The sequence below is a fragment of the Winogradskyella sp. genome (assembly GCF_003712105.1).
Taxonomy (GTDB): Bacteria; Bacteroidota; Bacteroidia; order Flavobacteriales; family Flavobacteriaceae; genus Winogradskyella.
The window spans coordinates 1-18486 of the sequence record NZ_RHLG01000002.1 but is presented as its reverse complement, the minus strand read 5'-3'; the positions used below and the strand labels follow the sequence as shown (position 1 = coordinate 18486).

At 34.2% G+C, this 18486-nt stretch carries 14 protein-coding genes; 6 read left to right on the top strand and 8 right to left on the bottom strand.

Going from position 1 to position 18486, the window contains the following annotated elements:
* Window positions 1-20 precede the first annotated feature (20 nt).
* From ED556_RS04560 to ED556_RS04550, 3 genes are all read right to left on the bottom strand, one after another.
* Complete coding sequence (locus tag ED556_RS04560) at window positions 21-1100, bottom strand: ABC transporter permease (protein WP_296321756.1); 1080 nt, start codon at window positions 1098-1100, stop codon at window positions 21-23.
* Between the two features lie 7 nt (window positions 1101-1107).
* On the bottom strand, window positions 1108-2778 hold the full coding sequence (locus ED556_RS04555; RefSeq protein WP_296319879.1) for a BT_3928 family protein: 1671 nt from the start codon (window positions 2776-2778) through the stop codon (window positions 1108-1110).
* Between the two features lie 79 nt (window positions 2779-2857).
* On the bottom strand, window positions 2858-3400 hold the full coding sequence (locus tag ED556_RS04550; RefSeq protein ID WP_296319876.1) for a DUF1599 domain-containing protein: 543 nt from the start codon (window positions 3398-3400) through the stop codon (window positions 2858-2860).
* A 96-nt stretch (window positions 3401-3496) separates the two neighbouring features.
* On the opposite strand from ED556_RS04550, the gene folP reads away from it, so the two are divergent.
* The 4 genes from folP to ED556_RS04530 all read left to right on the top strand — a co-directional run bounded on the left by folP (window position 3497) and on the right by ED556_RS04530 (window position 6770).
* Complete coding sequence (gene folP, locus ED556_RS04545; RefSeq protein WP_296319874.1) at window positions 3497-4324, top strand: dihydropteroate synthase; 828 nt, start codon at window positions 3497-3499, stop codon at window positions 4322-4324.
* 69 nt (window positions 4325-4393) lie between these two features.
* Window positions 4394-5176, top strand: coding sequence for a diadenylate cyclase CdaA (gene cdaA / locus ED556_RS04540; RefSeq protein WP_296319871.1), 783 nt, complete (start codon window positions 4394-4396; stop codon window positions 5174-5176).
* On the top strand, window positions 5176-5979 hold the full coding sequence (locus tag ED556_RS04535) for a DUF3667 domain-containing protein (RefSeq protein WP_296319869.1): 804 nt from the start codon (window positions 5176-5178) through the stop codon (window positions 5977-5979). Before cdaA ends, ED556_RS04535 begins: the two co-directional genes overlap by 1 nt.
* Window positions 5980-5990: 11 nt before the next feature.
* The gene (locus ED556_RS04530; RefSeq protein WP_296319866.1) at window positions 5991-6770 is read left to right on the top strand and encodes a DUF3667 domain-containing protein; all 780 of its coding nucleotides are present in this window, start codon (window positions 5991-5993) and stop codon (window positions 6768-6770) included.
* Between the two features lie 2 nt (window positions 6771-6772).
* On the opposite strand, the gene ED556_RS04525 is transcribed toward ED556_RS04530, so the two are convergent.
* Both ED556_RS04525 and truA read right to left on the bottom strand, forming a co-directional pair.
* Window positions 6773-8542 (bottom strand): ABC transporter ATP-binding protein, encoded by a 1770-nt coding sequence (locus tag ED556_RS04525; RefSeq protein WP_296319864.1) that lies wholly within the window; start codon window positions 8540-8542, stop codon window positions 6773-6775.
* Between the two features lie 3 nt (window positions 8543-8545).
* Window positions 8546-9289 carry a tRNA pseudouridine(38-40) synthase TruA gene (gene truA, locus ED556_RS04520; protein WP_296319861.1) on the bottom strand — a complete coding sequence of 248 codons (744 nt, stop codon included), beginning with the start codon at window positions 9287-9289 and terminating at the stop codon, window positions 8546-8548.
* A gap of 93 nt (window positions 9290-9382) precedes the next feature.
* On the opposite strand from truA, the gene ED556_RS04515 reads away from it, so the two are divergent.
* The gene (locus ED556_RS04515) at window positions 9383-9880 is read left to right on the top strand and encodes a metallophosphoesterase family protein (RefSeq protein WP_296319858.1); all 498 of its coding nucleotides are present in this window, start codon (window positions 9383-9385) and stop codon (window positions 9878-9880) included.
* A 64-nt stretch (window positions 9881-9944) separates the two neighbouring features.
* On the opposite strand, the gene ED556_RS04510 is transcribed toward ED556_RS04515, so the two are convergent.
* Complete coding sequence (locus tag ED556_RS04510; RefSeq protein WP_296319855.1) at window positions 9945-10355, bottom strand: DUF4293 domain-containing protein; 411 nt, start codon at window positions 10353-10355, stop codon at window positions 9945-9947.
* Between the two features lie 210 nt (window positions 10356-10565).
* On the opposite strand from ED556_RS04510, the gene rho reads away from it, so the two are divergent.
* On the top strand, window positions 10566-12140 hold the full coding sequence (gene rho / locus ED556_RS04505; RefSeq protein WP_296319852.1) for a transcription termination factor Rho: 1575 nt from the start codon (window positions 10566-10568) through the stop codon (window positions 12138-12140).
* Window positions 12141-12219: 79 nt separating this feature from the next.
* On the opposite strand, the gene ED556_RS04500 is transcribed toward rho, so the two are convergent.
* Window positions 12220-16236, bottom strand: coding sequence for a T9SS type B sorting domain-containing protein (locus ED556_RS04500; RefSeq protein WP_296319849.1), 4017 nt, complete (start codon window positions 16234-16236; stop codon window positions 12220-12222).
* 268 nt (window positions 16237-16504) lie between these two features.
* A partial coding sequence (locus tag ED556_RS04495) for a T9SS type B sorting domain-containing protein (RefSeq protein WP_296319845.1) occupies window positions 16505-18486 on the bottom strand: 1982 nt, incomplete at its 5' end.

Genomic DNA, 18486 nt, shown 5'->3' with positions numbered 1-18486 from the left:
AGATTAATTACGTCAACTATTTATGAATTTAATTTTACTCTTGGGTCGAGCCATGCATAAATGATATCAACTAAAATATTGATAGAGATAAAAAGCGTTGCGATTACTAAAACTGCCCCCATGATCACTGGCAAGTCTAACGTATTTAATGCATTTACAATTTCTTTGCCTAAGCCATTCCAGCCAAAAATATATTCCACAAAAACTGCTCCTGCTAACATAGAGGCAAACCAACCAGAAATTGCAGTAACAACTGGATTTAAAGCGTTTTTAATTGCGTGATTTTTAATTATTTGAAACTCTGTTAATCCCTTAGCTCTAGCTGTCCTTATGTAATCTTGTGTTAAAACTTCTAATAAAGAATTTCGCATCAATTGAATAATCACAGCCAATGGTCTAATACCTAAAACTATTGCTGGAAGAATAAGGTTTTTCCATTTTATACTAAGGCGTTCACCAAAGTTATCGAGCTCGTATAAGCTACCTGTCATTTCTAGATTTGTGTACTTGTGTAACACAAAACCAAACAGCCATGCAAATAATATGGCGCTGAAAAACGAAGGCACACTCATACCAAACGTACTAAACACTTGTATAGCTCTATCAATCCAAGTATCCTTTTTTAATGCTGAAACTACGCCAAATATTAACCCTAAAAACATTGCTATTGCAATGGCAGATACTGCCAAAACAAAAGTATTGGGTAAAGTTTCTCCTATAACCTGGCTTACGCTTTTACCTTGTTTAGAAAATGAAGCTCGTAAATAGGGTAATTTAATTGCTGTAGTTGTACCACCTATTGTAAATAGTTTTGCTGCTATATATTTTTCTTTATCTAAATACGTGTAATCTTCATTATTTGTGGAATGAAAAGACACTGGAGATAAATCGTTTAGATAATAAAGATATTGCGTTTCCAATGGTTTATCAAAGCCATACTTCTTTTTAACAGCTTCTACCTGCTCAGCAGTTTGATTTTGCCCTAACATCATTTTTGCAGGATCACCAGGTAAAACTGTGAATAATAAAAAAATGACGGTTACTACTCCTACTAGAGTTAATAGTGCATAAAAAACTTTATTTAAAAGATACGTTAGCAGATGTTCATTATTTATAGGAAGCGATAATTTTATTTACCTCTTCGATTGTGTAGTTTCTAAATTCAAAATCATCTCCAAAAATTCGTTTCGCATTTTCTTCGACAGTATCTAAAAACCCAGCCTCTTTTCTAAGTTTATTTACATTTTCAAGATCTTTTATTGGCCACATAAAGCTAATAGGATTATCAGAATTTAGTCCATAAGAGCTTCCTTGTGTTCCATAAATTTGAGCTTCACCTCGCTCCATTAAATAACGGTCCTCCATCATAGCTGCTAGTCGCTTAGGCAATTCTCCATTAGCTGCGGCTTCCTTAATTACTGGAAGATACTCTTCGATACTATTAGAATGCTGAATAACATACCAAGCTGAAGTATTTGTAGGTTCGCCAACTAGAGATTTTCCTGGATAACCATTTTTATCAATAATAGCTTTAATGAACTTAAGGTTTGAACTATCGATTTCCATTTGCATTTTCCATGTTTCCATAGACATATTACTTCTGTAGCGTTGATCCTCTACCAAAACACTATCAAGTTGACGCTTAAGGTTGAATTTAAGATTAGGTAATGCATTTGGCAGCTCTTGCAGTTCAACATCCTCAATATCATTCCAATGTGCTTTGTTCAAGACTGTTCCTTTATTTAGAACTACAATTCCAGGATTAGCACGAACAATAGTTTTTACCACTTTTTCATCGCACAAATAGGTGTCAAAATTTAGGTCGTAATCTGCTTTAAGTTGTTGCTTTGCATCGTCTCCAGATGCAGACAAGCCAATGACCGTATATCCTTTTCTTATAGCATCATCAGTGAACGCCTTAAGTTTTTGTAGACCATCTTGTTCAGAATTGTAAATGTTATACATCGCTACAATTACTAGGTTATCTATTCCTAGAAAGTGAGTGGTTAAATCTTCGTCATCAGACTCGATAGAGAAATCTTGAATAGATGGAATATAACCTTCGTCAATTGTTTTTGTCTCAACACCAACATATTCTCCATCAACTGTTGGGTAACTACCATTTGTGACATATTCTTTTTCTTCACCATTAACATTAAACGTCCAGGTATATTCAATTACAGGTTTAGCCGCATCTTCTGGTACAGCCATTTCATCAGATAAGTTGTTTCCTATCTTATAAGCTCTAAAATCGATAGCTGGCAAATGCATTAGTACATGATATCCAAACCATAATGATATTATAAAACTCAATAAGGCAACTATAGCGTTTGGTAATTTCTTAAAAATGGGTTTAATATGCTTTATACCTAATACTAGAATTAAAATCAGAACTAGTAAAATGACATCTTTAGTAAAACTTTCCCACGGTGTAAGCTTAAGCGCATCTCCAAAACAACCACAATCTTTAACTTTATCGAAATATGCAGAATAAAAGGTCAAAAATGTAAAGAACACTATCATTCCCAGTAGTAACCAAATGGTTAATTTTCTCCTATAACCAATAAGCAAAAAGACGCCCAGAACAACTTCTAAGACCACTACAAAAACAGAAATCGCTAAAGCATAAGGTTCTAAAAAAGGAATATTAAGCACATCTGTACTAAAATATTCTTGAAGCTTATAAGAAAACCCTAAAGGGTCATTCAGTTTTATGAATCCTGATATTATAAATAATACTCCAACAAAAACACGACTTATTTGAACTATATATTTCATAAATCTTATGGTGGCTGAGGCTCTCGAAGCCACAAAATATGATTAAAGGTCACTTCGAGAGCCTCAGTGACCAATACAATTAATTTCCTTCTCCTAAATGAATCATTGCAAAAACTGCATAATTTATCATGTCTTGATAATTGGCATCAATACCTTCACTAACTATAGTTTTGCCCGCATTATCTTCTATTTGCTTAACTCGTAACAGCTTTTGAAGTATTAAATCTGTTAATGAGCTTACGCGCATATCTCGCCATGCTTCACCATAATCATGATTCTTATCTAGCATTAATTGCCGTGTCTCAGCTACTTTTTCGTCATAATGCTGCGTAGCTTCATCAGTATCCATATCGGGTTGTTCAACAACGCCTTTTTCTAACTGAATGAGCGCCATTACACAGTAATTAATTATACCAATAAACTCACTTACTTCGCCTTCATCAACCTTTCTTACTTCGTTCTGTTGAAGACTTCTTATACGTTGTGCTTTTATAAAAATTTGATCTGTTAATGATGGCAAACGAAGTATACGCCATGCGCTACCATAATCACTCATCTTATTCACAAAAAGCGCTCTGCATTTTTCAATAACGGCATCGTATTGTTTTGACGTATTTTGCATTAAATTGAATTTATTTATGCGTAAATTTCGGACAAATAAATTAGAAGTTCAAAGTTTAACGATTAAAGTTTTTACAAGAATTTTTTATAGCAAAACATGACTATAAACTGCAAGGGTAAATTGGTTGAATTATCCACTCCGAAAGTGATGGGTATATTAAATGTAACTCCCGATTCATTTTACGATGGTGGCAAGTACAAAGATGCTTCAATTGTATTGAATCAGGTAGAATTAATGCTTAACAATGGTGCCACTTTTATCGATGTTGGTGGCTATAGTTCGCGCCCTGGTGCGGATTTTGTTTCTGAAGATGAGGAGTTAAACCGTGTTGTTCCCATTGTAGAACTCATACTTAAAGAATTTCCGGATACTTGGATCTCAATTGATACTTTCCGTAGTAAAGTTGCTGAAGAAACTGTAGCCATTGGAGCTGCATTGATTAATGATATCTCTGCTGGAAAATTAGATGAAAAAATGCTTTCAGTAATCGGAAAACTTCGTGTACCATACATTATGATGCATATGAGAGGTAATCCAAAAACAATGCAGCAACAAACCAGTTATGATGATTTATTGAAAGACATTATAAGCTATTTTGGTGAGCGAGTTGCAAAAGCACATCAGTTAGAAATAAATGATATCATTATTGACCCAGGATTTGGCTTTGCTAAAACGCTGGAACAAAACTTTAAGTTATTAAATCATCTTGAGCTACTTAAAATCGCTGACAAACCTATTTTAGCTGGTGTATCCAGAAAATCGATGATTTATAAATCACTAGAGACTTCTGCTGAACATGCACTCAATGGAACAACAGCTCTTAATATGATTGCCTTAGAAAATGGCGCATCAATTTTAAGGGTTCATGATGTCAAAGAAGCTATGGAATGTGTTAGGCTTTTTAATCAATTAAAAATAGATTGATTTTTATCTCATCTATAATAACTCTCACTTTTCGAGTTAATTTTTTAAATTAGCAAAAACCACTAACCTTTGAGCGACTTAAAACTTTGGGATTTTAGACTAATCGATTTTGTCGATGTTTTTTTAGTTGCCATCCTTCTTTATTATATCTATAAGCTTGTAAAAGGTACTGTTGCGATAAATATTTTTATCGGAATCTTAATCATTTACTTGGTTTGGGTAGTGACGGATTATCTCAACATGCATCTACTCTACCGCATTGTAGATGGTTTTATGAAAGTAGGTATTATTGCTTTGATTGTGGTTTTTCAGCCCGAAATACGCAAGTTTCTGCTCATGGTAGGTTCTACTAATTTGTCCGGTAAACGCCGCATATTTAAAAACTTTAAGTTCTTAAATAGCGATACCGAAACCACGAATGATGTTGAAGTTATTGTCAATGCGTGTATTAAAATGGGTACAACCAATACAGGAGCCTTAATCGTCATAGAACGAAATAACAACTTAGATTTCCTCACAAATACAGGTGATGAAATGAACATAACTGTTTCGCAACCCATAATTGAAAGTATCTTCTTTAAGAATAGCCCATTACATGATGGTGCAATTATTATTGACAATAATGTAGTTAAAGCTACACGAGTAATTTTGCCAGTAAATAATGAGGTTACCATACCAAAACGCTTTGGTTTACGCCATCGTGCTGCATTGGGTATAACAGAAAAAACAGATGCACTTGCGCTAGTTGTAAGTGAGGAAACAGGCACATTATCTTATGTAAAAAATGCTGAGTTTATAATGTACAAAACCAAAGAAGAACTCATAGATAAGATTAAGAAAGACCTTGTGTAATGAACTGCAAAAACTGTGACATACCTCTTTCTAAATCCCAACGGTATTGTTTTGCATGTGGTGCTAGAGTTATTAAAAATAGGTTAACGTTTAAATCACTTTTTCGCCAACTCAATGTTGAATTTTTTTCTGTAGACAATAAAGTCTTAAAGACATTTATTCATTTATTTACCAAACCTGAAGTAGTCATCAATGGATTTATAGATGGCACCCGAAAGAAGTACAGCAATGTTATTCAGTATTTTGCGCTTGCCTTAACCCTTGCTGGTATTCAGGTATTTTTAATGGAGAGTTTTTTTAAAGATGAGTTAGACTCTACTTTCGAATTTTTAAAATCTATAGATGCCAACACTTTACCGGAGAATGCAAATGCTAAACAAAACCCGTTAAATTTTGAGAGCTTTAATGATGTAAATAAATACCAGAGTATTATTTATATAATAACCACTCCATTTTATGCTATATCTACTTGGCTTACAAATTTTATAATAAGACCTAATCGACATTTTAATTTTACTGAACATCTTGTAATCAATATCTATTATTACGGCCAGGTTATAATCATAACGTCTTTATTAAGCATATTTTTTCTGTTGTTTGGCCTAAACTATTTAGTGGTTTCTGGGATAGTTTCGTTACTTACTTTTGTTTTTCTTTTTTATACACTCAAGCGAATTTTTAAATTAGATATATGGAATGCCATAGCCTATTTTATGCTAGTAATGGTGTGCTTTGTTATTATAGGAATAGCTATTGGTATTGGTGCTGTCTTAGTTGGTTATATAATTGGAGTTTCGAGTTAATTATTTAAAACATGAATTGTAAAAATTGTAATACCGAATTGCATGAACATGATGATTACTGTAAAAAATGTGGAGCAAGAGTCATACGCAATCGTTTAACATTCAAAAATATTTTTGAACATATTAGTGAGACGTTTTTTAACTATGACAATAAACTGCTTAGAACATTTACAGACCTTATTGCAAAACCTGAAGCTGTTATTGGCAGTTATATAAGTGGCGTAAGAAAACGGTATGTAAACCCTATAAGTTACTTAGGAATAGCATTAACACTTTCTGGAGTTGTATTTTTTGTAATGAAAAAAATAAACCTCGAAGTAGATGTTGACGTTTTTAATCAAGGTATGGATGAAACTGCTAAAAGTAATATCGCAAATGCGTCTTCAGAGTATGCGTCATTCTTTTTCTTATCGTATATCCCAATGCTAGTTATAGCGAGTTGGTTTATGTTAAGACAAAAGGAATACAACTTTGCTGAACGCACAGTGGCATTTACTTATACTATGGCTGAGTTTAGCTTAGTTACTTTTTTACCATCTATCTTGGTCATGATAATTATGCCTAATGCCTACATGAATTATTCGTTTATTACCTTATTAGTACTAGCCATTTATTTAACTTGGTTACTTTACAAAATAAGTGGCATAAGGGGTATTGAGTTTTTTGCGCATTTGCTAATCTTCTTTTTCTGTTTTGCGTTCTTATTTTTTGCATTCTCGATAGGGCTTGTAATATTAGGTTTACTTACCGGTGAATTGAATCTGCAAGATTTTATGCCGCCACCAAAATAAAACTAAACGGCTTCGGCATTTAAGAACTGAACTTCGTAAAGGTTGCGGTAGTAACCGTTTTCATTTTCAAGTAATGAGTTGTGCGTACCCATCTCTACGATTTGTCCGGCATCCATAACAATAATTTTATCAGCTTGTTGAATAGTTGCCAAACGATGTGCAATTATTATTGATGTTCTGCCTTGAGTAATTTTGTCTGTAGCATCTTGTATTAACTGTTCAGAGTAAGAATCTACAGAAGACGTTGCCTCATCTAAGACCAAAATGCTTGGATTAGTCATATAAGCTCTTAAAAAAGAAATAAGCTGACGTTGACCAGAAGACAACATTACGCCACGCTCTTTTACGTTATAGTGGTATCCATTTGGTAAACTTGATATAAAATCATGAATACCAATAGCTTTTGCAGCCTTGATAACATCTTCCTCAGAGATGTCAGGATTGTTTAATGTTATGTTATTCAAGATGGTATCTGCAAATAAGAATACATCTTGTAAAACCACCGCAATATGCTGACGAAGCGAATTAAGTGTAAATTGATTAATATTAGTACCATCAATTTCGATGGCTCCTGAATCAATATCATAAAATCGGTTAAGCAAATTGATTATAGTAGACTTACCTGCTCCTGTTGCTCCTACAATAGCAACTGTTTCGCCTGCATTGATATCTACTGATACACCCTTTAAAACCTCTTCATTTTCGATGTATGAAAAACGTACGCTCTTCAATTCTATATCACCTTTAAAGCCCTGAGCGACGACTTTGCCTTCATCATTTATTTTAGAATCGGTATCTAATATTTTAAACACTCTATCAGCAGCAACCATACCCATTTGAAGCGTATTAAACTTATTAGCTATCTGATTTAAAGGTCTAAACAACATAGGAATAAACATCGTAAAAGAAATCAATTCTCCCAAAGTGGCTGTAGAATTTGCTCCAATGATATCAAAACCTCCAATTATTAGTATTGCTGCCATTGTTAACGATGACAAAAATTCTGCAATAGGAAAAAATATAGAATTATACCAGACCGTCCGCAACCAGCCTTTTTTATGGCGTTCATTTATCTTAGTAAAGTTCTTGTACTCAGTGTCTTCACGTGTGAAGAGCTGTAATATTTTCATACCTGTAACACGCTCTTGTACAAAGGAATTTAAATTAGAAACCTCATTACGTACATCTTCAAAAGCACGTTTCATATACTTCTGAAATATCTTAGTTGCGAATACAATGATTGGTAAGGTTACAAAAACAATAAGGCTCAATTTAGCATTGATAAAAAGCATGACGCCTGCAACTACAGCCATTTTTAATATATCGCTAAATATCATAAACAACCCTTGGCCAAAAATATCTGCGATACGTTCCATATCCGTAACAGAACGCGTTATTAAAACACCTACAGACGACTTATCGTAATAAGACATTTTAAACTTAAGAATACGATTGAACAGTTTAACACGTATATCTTTAACTACAGATTGTCCCAACCAACTCGCATAATAAATAAAGAATAACTGGCAAATCACCTCAAGCACCAATAGCCCTATCATTAAAATGATGAAAAACAGGAAACCATCATAGACCTGGGTTTTAATATTTACATCAATAGCCTCTTTTAGCACATATGGTCTAAATGCACCAAAAACTGCTAAACCAATAACGCATATCAATGATAAGCCAAATATTAGCTTGTATGGCTTTACATACTTTAGTAAGCGTTTAAATAAACTTAAATCAAATATTTTCTTTTGCTGTTCAGCCATATATTAAACCTTAATAGTATTTGGATAATGAACCTCAGTCAAATATAACCCTTTTGCAGGTACCGAAAAACCTGCTTCTCCTCTATCTTTTGATGCAATAATTCTATGCATTTCTTTTGCCTCTAACTTCCCTAAACCTATTGTAACTAATGTCCCAACGATAGCTCTTACCATGTTGCGTAAAAAACGGTCAGCGCTAATTGTAAACACAAGAAGATTATCTTTTAGATTCCATTTAGCATATTCAATGTTACAGATGTAAGTCTTAACATCTGTATTACTCTTAGAGAAGCACTGGAAATCTTGGTATTCTAACAAAATAGCAGCAGCTTCATTCATTTTATCAACATCCAATCGCTGATGAACATGATAAGCATAGTCATATAAAAACACATTTTTTGTCAATGCTATTTTATAATCGTAGGTTCTCTTTATTGCTGAAAATCGAGCATGTGCTTCATCATTTACCTGCTGGATCGAATGTATTGCAATATCTTTTGGTAAAAATGAATTTAGCTTGAACTGAAGTTGCTTTTCATCTAATGCTTCATCAAAATCAAAATGTGCGTACATTTGTGACGCGTGTACACCAGTATCAGTTCTTCCAGCACCAACAATATTTAATGGCTGACCTAATAGTTTTGAAAGTGCATCTTCTATAGTTTGTTGCACAGTCACCGCATTAGGCTGAATCTGCCATCCATGGTAAGCCTTTCCATTATAAGATAACTCAATAAAGTACCTCAAAAACTGTTACTTTTGCAATTAGAATCATCAAAGATAATTCTATTCCTGCTAAGACTAACGCCATATTAACAAAACATTATTTCAAAATATTTCGTGACTAAAAAAATACTTCTGCTTTCGGATACACATAGTTATATAGATGACGATATTTTAAAATATGTAAAATCATCGGATGAAGTTTGGCATGCTGGTGATATAGGAAATCTTGAAGTGACGGATGCGATAAAAGCGTTGAAACCATTACGAGCTGTTTATGGCAATATTGATGACGCAAAAGCTCGGGCAGAATTTCCAGAACAAAACCGATTTACTTGTGAAGGATTAGATGTATGGATGACTCATATTGGTGGATATCCTCCAAAATACAACTCGAGAGTAAGAGCAGAAATTACTGCTAATCCTCCAAAGTTATTTATATGTGGGCATTCGCATATTTTAAAGGTTATGCCAGATAAAGCACTTGGTTTGCTTCACATGAATCCTGGTGCAGTTGGCAAGCATGGTTTTCATAAAATAAGAACCATGTTACGTTTTACCATAGAACAAGGTAAGATCGACAATTTAGAAGTCATTGAATTTAATAGACGTTGAAATAAAAAGCCCAAGATTATTCATCTTGGGCTTTTCGCACTAATACTACTAAGATTTTAGGTGTTTATCGTAATCTATCTACAGATTTTACAAGATCTTCGTCCTTTTTAATTGCCTTATTTGCTAAGGCTAAAAACACGATAGAAAAAATAGGAAGAATCATCCCAATACCTTTCTCAGAAACATCAGTTTCTCCAGATAAATTTAGAGATTGATACACGAACACTCCTAGTAAAATAAAGTTTAATATTATATTAAGTCGTCCCATTATAAACTGGGATTTTCTATTTTTAAAACTAAATATCGAAATCAAAGATAACAACGCTGAGCCTAAAAACAAACCTAAATACAGGTAATTATCTCTTGCAAATACAACTTCCTGATTATTATTTGTAAACAGATCGAATACAAAAATTAAGCCTGCAGAAACTATAACTGCGACTATTAAATACAGGGTTTGTATACGTTGAATCATTACTTTTAATAAAATTGAAGCACAAAATTAGTAGTTTATTTTTAATTGGTATGAAAAATTTAAATAAATATTGTATACTTGCAGTACTAATCCAATTAAACAATTACGGATTAAGATTTCTTCAGATTTAATTTCTCATTTTCTTTTATCGGATTTTAATAGAAAATTTTAATTAATCATTATCATAATTATTACTATACACACATACTAATGTTTGAAATTTCTCAGTTAAAAGCAAAGAAACTACCTGAATTACAGGATATTGCTAAACAACTAAAAGTACCTAAGTATCGCTCGTTAAAAAAGCTTGATTTGGTTTATCAAATTCTTGATTATCAAGCTTCTAACCCAGGTGCTGTAAAAGCTGTAGCTAAAGAAGAAAACGCTACAGAAGAAAAAAATAACCAAAAGCCACAAAGACAGAGACAGCGTAGAGAACGTGTTCAAAAACCACAGCAAGAGGCAAAAGAACAACAAACTATGGATTTCTCTGATAATAAGGAGGCAAAAACTGACGATAAAAAAGATAACAATCAAAAACATAATAATAATAACCGTCAGCAACATCGTCAAAAAAACAATAACAACAATCAACATAACACTAACAACAATTCTAAAAATAATGGTAATAAGGATAACAGAAATCGTTATCGTGAGCCTGATTTTGAATTTGATGCAATCATAGAAAGCGAAGGTGTTCTAGATATTATGCAGGATGGTTATGGGTTTTTAAGATCTTCTGACTACAACTACTTGACTTCACCAGACGATATCTATGTTTCTCAATCTCAAATAAGATTATTTGGTCTTAAAACTGGAGATACCGTTTTAGGTCATGTACGACCACCAAAAGAAGGTGAAAAATATTTCCCTTTAATTAAAGTCAGTAAGATTAACGGATTAAGTCCACAAGTGGTTAGAGACCGTGTGGCATTTGAACATTTAACACCTTTATTTCCAAAAGAGAAGTTTAATCTAGCTGAGAGACAGAGTACTATTTCTACTAGAATTATGGACTTGTTCTCTCCTATTGGTAAAGGCCAACGAGGTATGATTGTATCACAACCTAAAACAGGTAAAACGATGTTACTAAAGGATGTGGCTAATGCTATTGCCGCTAACCATCCTGAAGTTTACCAAATGATACTGCTTATCGATGAGCGCCCTGAAGAGGTAACTGACATGCAGCGTAATGTGCGTGGTGAAGTAATTGCTTCTACATTTGATAAAGAAGCCCACGAGCATGTAAAAATTGCAAATATTGTTCTAGAAAAAGCAAAGCGCCTTGTAGAGTGTGGCCATGATGTTGTTATTCTTTTAGATTCTATTACACGTTTAGCTCGTGCTTATAATACGGTACAACCTGCATCTGGTAAAATATTATCTGGTGGTGTTGATGCTAATGCATTACACAAACCTAAGCGTTTCTTTGGTGCTGCTCGTAACATAGAAAATGGCGGTTCTCTTACAATTATTGCAACTGCATTAACAGAAACAGGCTCAAAAATGGATGAAGTAATTTTTGAAGAATTCAAAGGTACTGGTAATATGGAGCTACAGTTAGATCGTAAAATTGCCAACCGTCGTATTTTCCCTGCAATTGATTTAACGTCATCTAGTACACGTCGTGATGACTTGTTACTTGACGATGCAACGATACAGCGTATGTGGATAATGCGTAAATATCTTGCTGATATGAATCCTGTTGAAGCTATGGAATTCATTCAAGATCGCTTCAAGCAAACTAGAAATAATGAAGAATTTTTAATCTCCATGAACGGTTAATCATTTTAGTACATAAGTAAAAAGCCTTTGAATTTCTTCAAAGGCTTTTTTATTCTCAACGAATGTTGTTCATCATTACTTATCGTTTAAGTGCAAAATGAGATGTAAAGGTTCTCATTTCGTTATTAATAGGTTCGATATACTCTAGTCTAAACCAATAATCGGTTGATGGCATATTATTTCCTTGAAAGGTACCATCCCAACCAGGACTAGTTGGACTTAATTGCTTTAATAGTTTACCATATCTATCAAATATGAATATAATCGCTGATGGTTGTGTGCTTATGCCTTCTATATTCCATGTATCATTTGTACCATCACCATTTGGCGTAAAGAATTTAGGGAAGTCTATAACGGTTACATTTCTGGTAACTATACCACAACCATTAACATCTCTTACCGCCACGACATGATCTCCTCCATCTACATCGCTAAACTCATTATCTAGTTGCCATGCACCATTATCTAAACTATACTCGTAAGTACTTATACCTCCAGCTGTAGCTAGAATTATATTATTACCCGTAAATGCTTCTGATATAACATCTACATCAAATGTATCTGGTAATGCGCTTTCTATGACTTCTGCAGAATCAGAGTCTGTACACATCGTAACTGCAGAGGTGGACACATCTGTAACAACCACCTCATAGGTTCCGCCTTGTATAGGAATAAGGCTTGATCCTGTTTGTGCTGGCAGTACATTACCATCTAAACTCCATTCAAACGTATAATCTGAATCTGACAATCCAGTATCTAATACTGGTGGTACATCCACTACAGCTTCGTTATTACTTGATAAGCACAAAATATATTCATCTTCTAAATCGAAAATTGGAAGCAAATTGGTTTGTAATATAACCTCTGCTACTGCAAAACACTCATCTGGCCTAATAACATTGCTTACTCTAGCATAAATGATCTGAGGATTAGTAATATTCTCATACAGTAGAGGTAGTTGCTCAGATAACTCATTATTATTAGCTTCATCAAGATCATCAAAAAATGCTATACTAAAAGCATTTGGATCTTGACCATTTAAAATAATTGGGATTCTAGATGCCAAATCAAATTGAGTAGACCCGTCATTCGCATTTACCTCATCACATTCTTCATAAAAATCGTTAGTCGCTTCAGCATCTTCATTAACTTCAATATTAAACGAAAGCGTACTTATAGAGCATCCTGTTGTTGTATTCGTTACTGCAACAAAAATTGGTTGCGGATTGCTTATATTATCATACGGGCTTGTTAATGGATTGACTAAGTTATCAGCATCTGCTTGAGTTTCATGGTAGGTTACCGCGAACTGCATTGCATCTTGACCATTAAGGATTTCATCCGTTTTAGAATCTAAATCAAATCCAACAACAAAATCCGTATTGTTCTCACATTCAAAGAAATCTGCAATTACAACATTGTCATCTGGTAATGGATTCACAAGGATATCTAATTCAACTATAGCATAACATGTTGTTATCGTGTTAGTGACTCTAACAAAGATAGTTTCGGATGGATTTGTGTTATTATAAGCCGCTGGCGTTGGAATAGAGTTATCAGATGCATTTGCGCCAGCAAAAGTAGTATGGTAAGTTGCAGTAACATCTGGATCTCCATTAAAAATAAAAGCTTCTCTTATGGTTAAATTAAACTCTTCAGACAGATCTCCCACAGTAACATCATCGCATAGAATAATTGGATCTGGGTTTAAGTTTGGTGTAGGGTTGATGGTTCTTAACCGTACATGAATACCAAGACCTACACACGCATTATCTACATCACTATCTACCCTAACATATATTTCCTGCTCAAAAGGAGATGCATCATTTCTATGATTTGATATATCTGGAATAGCATTAATTTCGGCTAAAGCATCTGCTTGAGACTCATAGAAAGTAAACGTTAAATTCTGTCCTACTGGCAACATAGCTTGGGTTCTAATTTGAGCTTCGGCATCACTAAAATCGAAACTTTCAATTCCATTTGCTATATCGTTATCAACCGCATCTGAATCACAAACTTCATAAAGTATTTCAATATTTGCTGGTATCTGAGTAGCAGATACAAACAGGTTTAATTGTGCTACTCTAAAACATAAAGCAGCACTTTCTACTCTTACATATATAATATCTGGATTAGAAGAAGGATCAGTATTGGTATAAGCTGTTGGATTTGCAATCGCATTAGTACCATTAGCCGCGTCTGCTGGTGTTAAATAGTAAGTGAACGTTTCATTAGCGGCATTTGTAGATATTAAAATCTCAGCTTCTGTTAAATTAAAATCTGAAAAGCCGTCAGTATCATTATCGCATTGAAGCAAATCAACTGTATTTGTTATAACTGGAAGTGGATTAATCGTTAAGTTAACATCTAAAGGCTCTCCTAAGCAATTGTCAGCACTAATTGGCACAATTGTATACGTTACTATAACTGGTGCATTAGTATTATTTGTATACGCATCGTCTGCTATTTCATTGGCACCAAAACCAATGCCCACAACAGGTAATCCTGCGCTGGCAACTAAACCATTAGTATTTATGGCTGTAATATTATATGTGGCAGCTGCCACACTACCTAGTTCAACATCTAGCAAGAGTCCTGAAGGTACTTCGCTACAGACGGGGATATCCAAAGTAGTTGACAAAACTGGTTCTGGGTTAACCGTTAAATTAACATCTACTGGATTGCCTTCACAATTATCGGCACTTGCAGGAACGACGATATATGTAACTACTACGGGTACGCCTGTTGTATTGGTATATGCATCATCTACAATTTCATTAGCTCCAAAACCGACACCTACAGTTGGTGTTCCAGCACTGATTACTAAACCATTAGTGTCAATACTTATAATGTTATATGTTGTTGCCATAATACTTCCTGCCGCAATATCTAATACAATACCACTAGCATCATCACTACATACGGTAGTATCTAAAGTAGTAGACAAAACAGGTTCAGGATTGATTGTAACGTTAATATCAAAAGGATTACCTTCACAATTATCAGCACTTACAGGTACTATTGTGTAAGTAACTATTACTGGAGTATTTGTTGTATTTGTATATGCATCATCTGCAATTTCGTTAGCAGTAAATCCGTTACCAACAACTGGTGCACCTGCACTAGCTACTAGTCCATTTGTATTAATAGCAGTAATGTTATAAGCAGCAGCAGCTACGCTTCCCGACTCAACATCCAATACAACGTTATTGACTTCATCACTACAAATTGTTGCATCTAAGGTGGTAGCTAAGATAGGCAAGTCGAAAATTGTGACTAGTATTAAATCATCATCTGAGTTTCCATTTGTATCTGTGATTGTAACCTGATATTCACCTGTATTAGATACTGATATAGAAGACATTCCATCAGTGCCGGCTATTGGAGCAAAACCCGTACCGTCATTAAACTCCCAAGCGAAATCAACAAAACTTGGATCATTAGCAGGGTTGGCGTCTAAAGTTGTTGATCCAGGTCCGCAGAAACTAAGATCTGGTCCCAAAATACCATCTGCATTTATTATGTCACAATCCGTAGAACCGCCACCAGGGTTACCAAAATTTGTTTGAACAATTTCTATAGTGCCATTTCCTCCATCAAAATTTGTTACTAGAAGTAAATAAAATTCTCCGGAAACAGCATTTGGTATTGTCATGTTTTCGATAGAATTTGGTGAATAGCTACAGTCCACAATATTCGTATTTGCGTTGGGATATGCACCAGGATTTGTCGTATTATTTGGGCAACCATTTGCTGGACTATTGGGAAATTGTGGGTTGCATACGAAATCAATATTGTTACAATTACCTGTTTCTGATAAAAATGGTCCCCATAAAACGAAATCTACATCCAATCCAACTCCTGCAGTACTTTCTTGTATGATCTGAAACTCTAAATCACCGGTCTGATCAACTTTTAAAAAAAACCAAGCAGGTCTAGGGCCATCCTGTAGACAAGCAATGGAGTTATTAATATTTGTACTAGGATCATTATTGTTTTCAAAAACGAAACTCCCTGATGTATCAGAGCAAATAGGCCCAGCAATATCACATGTTACTCCACCTGGAGAATTTATTTGGGCAGTCAACCCCATTGTTAGAATTGAAAATAAAAAACAGATAATGTATTTTTTAATCATAATGTTTCAGAAAGTTTCAGACTCTAAAATTAATAATCTTAAAATTGCGTAACAACAAAATTACTTAAACTATAACGCATTTAATTATGTAACAATTATATATTAGAAAACCCCAGTAATGGTTAAAAACTTCTTCATTATAAGACTAACTTTTTGTCTTTTATAAAGCAAAAAGCCTTCGAATTTCTTCAAAGGCTTTTTTATTTTAGGTTTTATGTATGTACTAACGCTTTAAGGAGAAATGGGAACTAAGTGTCCTAGTTTCATTCGTAAGATTCTCTCTATATTCTAAAGTAAACCAATAATCATTACTTGGCATAGGATTGCCGTTGTATGTGCCATCCCAACCTTGACTTGTAGGACTTAATTGCTTTAGAAGTTTGCCGTATCTATCATAAATATAAATAACTGCTGCTGCTTGTGTTTCAATTCCACTAATCTTCCATGTATCATTAGTACCATCACCATTTGGAGTGAAAAATTTAGGATAGTCAATAATAACAATATCTTCTGAAAACATACCACAACCATTAATATCTCTAACAAAAACCGTATGTAAACCTCCTGTTACATTAGTAAATTCATTATTTAATTGCCATGGACCATTATCCAGACTATATTCATAGGTACTAATCCCACTAGTACTCACAGTAATTATATTATTTCCTGAAAAAGTTTCCGTTGTCCAACTTACATCAAAACTATCAGGTAATGCACTCTCCGTAACCGTAGTGCTAAACGTATCATTACAACCAGTATTGTTATTGGTGACTAGTACAGAATATAAGCCTTCACCAGTACTTGTAGGGTCTAAGCTAGATCCTGTGGCACTCGCAAGGACATCACCGTCTAAACTCCAAATAAAGGTATAGTCCGTGTCTAACAAACCAGTATCAATTATTGGAGGTATATCAACCACAGCCTCTGGAGTACTATTAAGACATAAAATATAATCAGGTTCTAAATTAACAATCGGTAGAAGATTAACTTGTAGAGTAATTTCAGCAATGTCAAAGCACTCATCAGGCCTTAGTACATTACTAACTCTGGCATAAATAATTTGGGTAGGTATTTCTATATTCTCATATAATAGAGGTAATGTATTGGTATTACCATCAAAGGCATCATCAAAATCAGCATAAAAATCAACATTAAAATCAGCTAGACTTTGAGCAGGGCCTAATATTAGAGGGATTTGAGATTCTAAATCAAACTGAGTTGAACCATCATTATCATTAACAACATCGCATTCTTCGTAAAATACCGGGTTAGCGTCAGCTCCATCCTGCACCTCAATATTAAATGATTGTGAACTAACTATACAGTCTGTCGTTCTATTTCTTATGACCACAAAAATCGGTTGTGGATTACCAACATTCTGATGAGAATTACCATCTAATAAAAATGTAGGATCTTGAGTATCAGCAGCAATTTGTGTCGAATAAAATGTAACTTCAAAATCAGTTTCACTTTGACTAGGACCAAGAATTTCAGGTATTTTAGAATTCAGCTCAAAATCGAATAGAAAATCAGTATCATTTTCACAAACTAGCCAGTCGGTGACATCAACACTTGCATCTGGTAATGCAAATACTTCAATTTCAATTTCAACTATAGTAAAACAATCGAAAGAGTTTTCGACCCTTACATATATTGTTTCAACCGGGTCTATATTAGGATAATTCATTGGGTCTGGAATTCCATTAACCCTGTCAATTGCATCTTGTAATGTTCTAAAATAAACAGCCGATAAATCCAGGTTACCATCAAATATAACCGCTTCTAATTGTGTCAAATTAAATAACTCAACTAAAATTTGAGTTGGGTCATCGTCACAAACCCGTATCTCATGAGGTCCTAAATTTGGTGCTGGTGCAGGGTCAATTGTTAGGTTAACATCAAATGGGTTTCCATCACAATTATCTGCACTCACTGGTACTATAGTATACGTCACTACTACTGGTGCATTAGTCATATTGGTATAGGCATCATCTGCGATTTCATTGGCTCCAAATCCATTACCTACTACTGGTGCTCCTGCACTGGCTACTAAGCCATTATCATTAATTGCTATAATATTATAGGTCGCAGCGGCTATACTTCCTGGCTCAACATCTAAGACAATACCACTTACATCATCACTACATACGGTAGCATCTAAAGTTGTAGATAATATTGGTTCTGGACTAATAGTGACATTGACAT

What these genes read in the sequence shown, in the direction of transcription:
- ED556_RS04535 (WP_296319869.1), top strand. Translation starts at nt 5,176, where the DNA reads ATGAACTGCAAAAACTGTGACATACCTCTTTCTAAATCCCAACGGTAT.
- ED556_RS04510 (WP_296319855.1), bottom strand. Translation starts at nt 10,355, where the DNA reads ATGATTCAACGTATACAAACCCTGTATTTAATAGTCGCAGTTATAGTT.
- folP (WP_296319874.1), top strand. Translation starts at nt 3,497, where the DNA reads ATGACTATAAACTGCAAGGGTAAATTGGTTGAATTATCCACTCCGAAA.
- ED556_RS04500 (WP_296319849.1), bottom strand. Translation starts at nt 16,236, where the DNA reads ATGGGGTTGACTGCCCAAATAAATTCTCCAGGTGGAGTAACATGTGAT.
- ED556_RS04555 (WP_296319879.1), bottom strand. Translation starts at nt 2,778, where the DNA reads ATGAAATATATAGTTCAAATAAGTCGTGTTTTTGTTGGAGTATTATTT.
- ED556_RS04530 (WP_296319866.1), top strand. Translation starts at nt 5,991, where the DNA reads ATGAATTGTAAAAATTGTAATACCGAATTGCATGAACATGATGATTAC.
- ED556_RS04525 (WP_296319864.1), bottom strand. Translation starts at nt 8,542, where the DNA reads ATGGCTGAACAGCAAAAGAAAATATTTGATTTAAGTTTATTTAAACGC.
- rho (WP_296319852.1), top strand. Translation starts at nt 10,566, where the DNA reads ATGTTTGAAATTTCTCAGTTAAAAGCAAAGAAACTACCTGAATTACAG.
- ED556_RS04550 (WP_296319876.1), bottom strand. Translation starts at nt 3,400, where the DNA reads ATGCAAAATACGTCAAAACAATACGATGCCGTTATTGAAAAATGCAGA.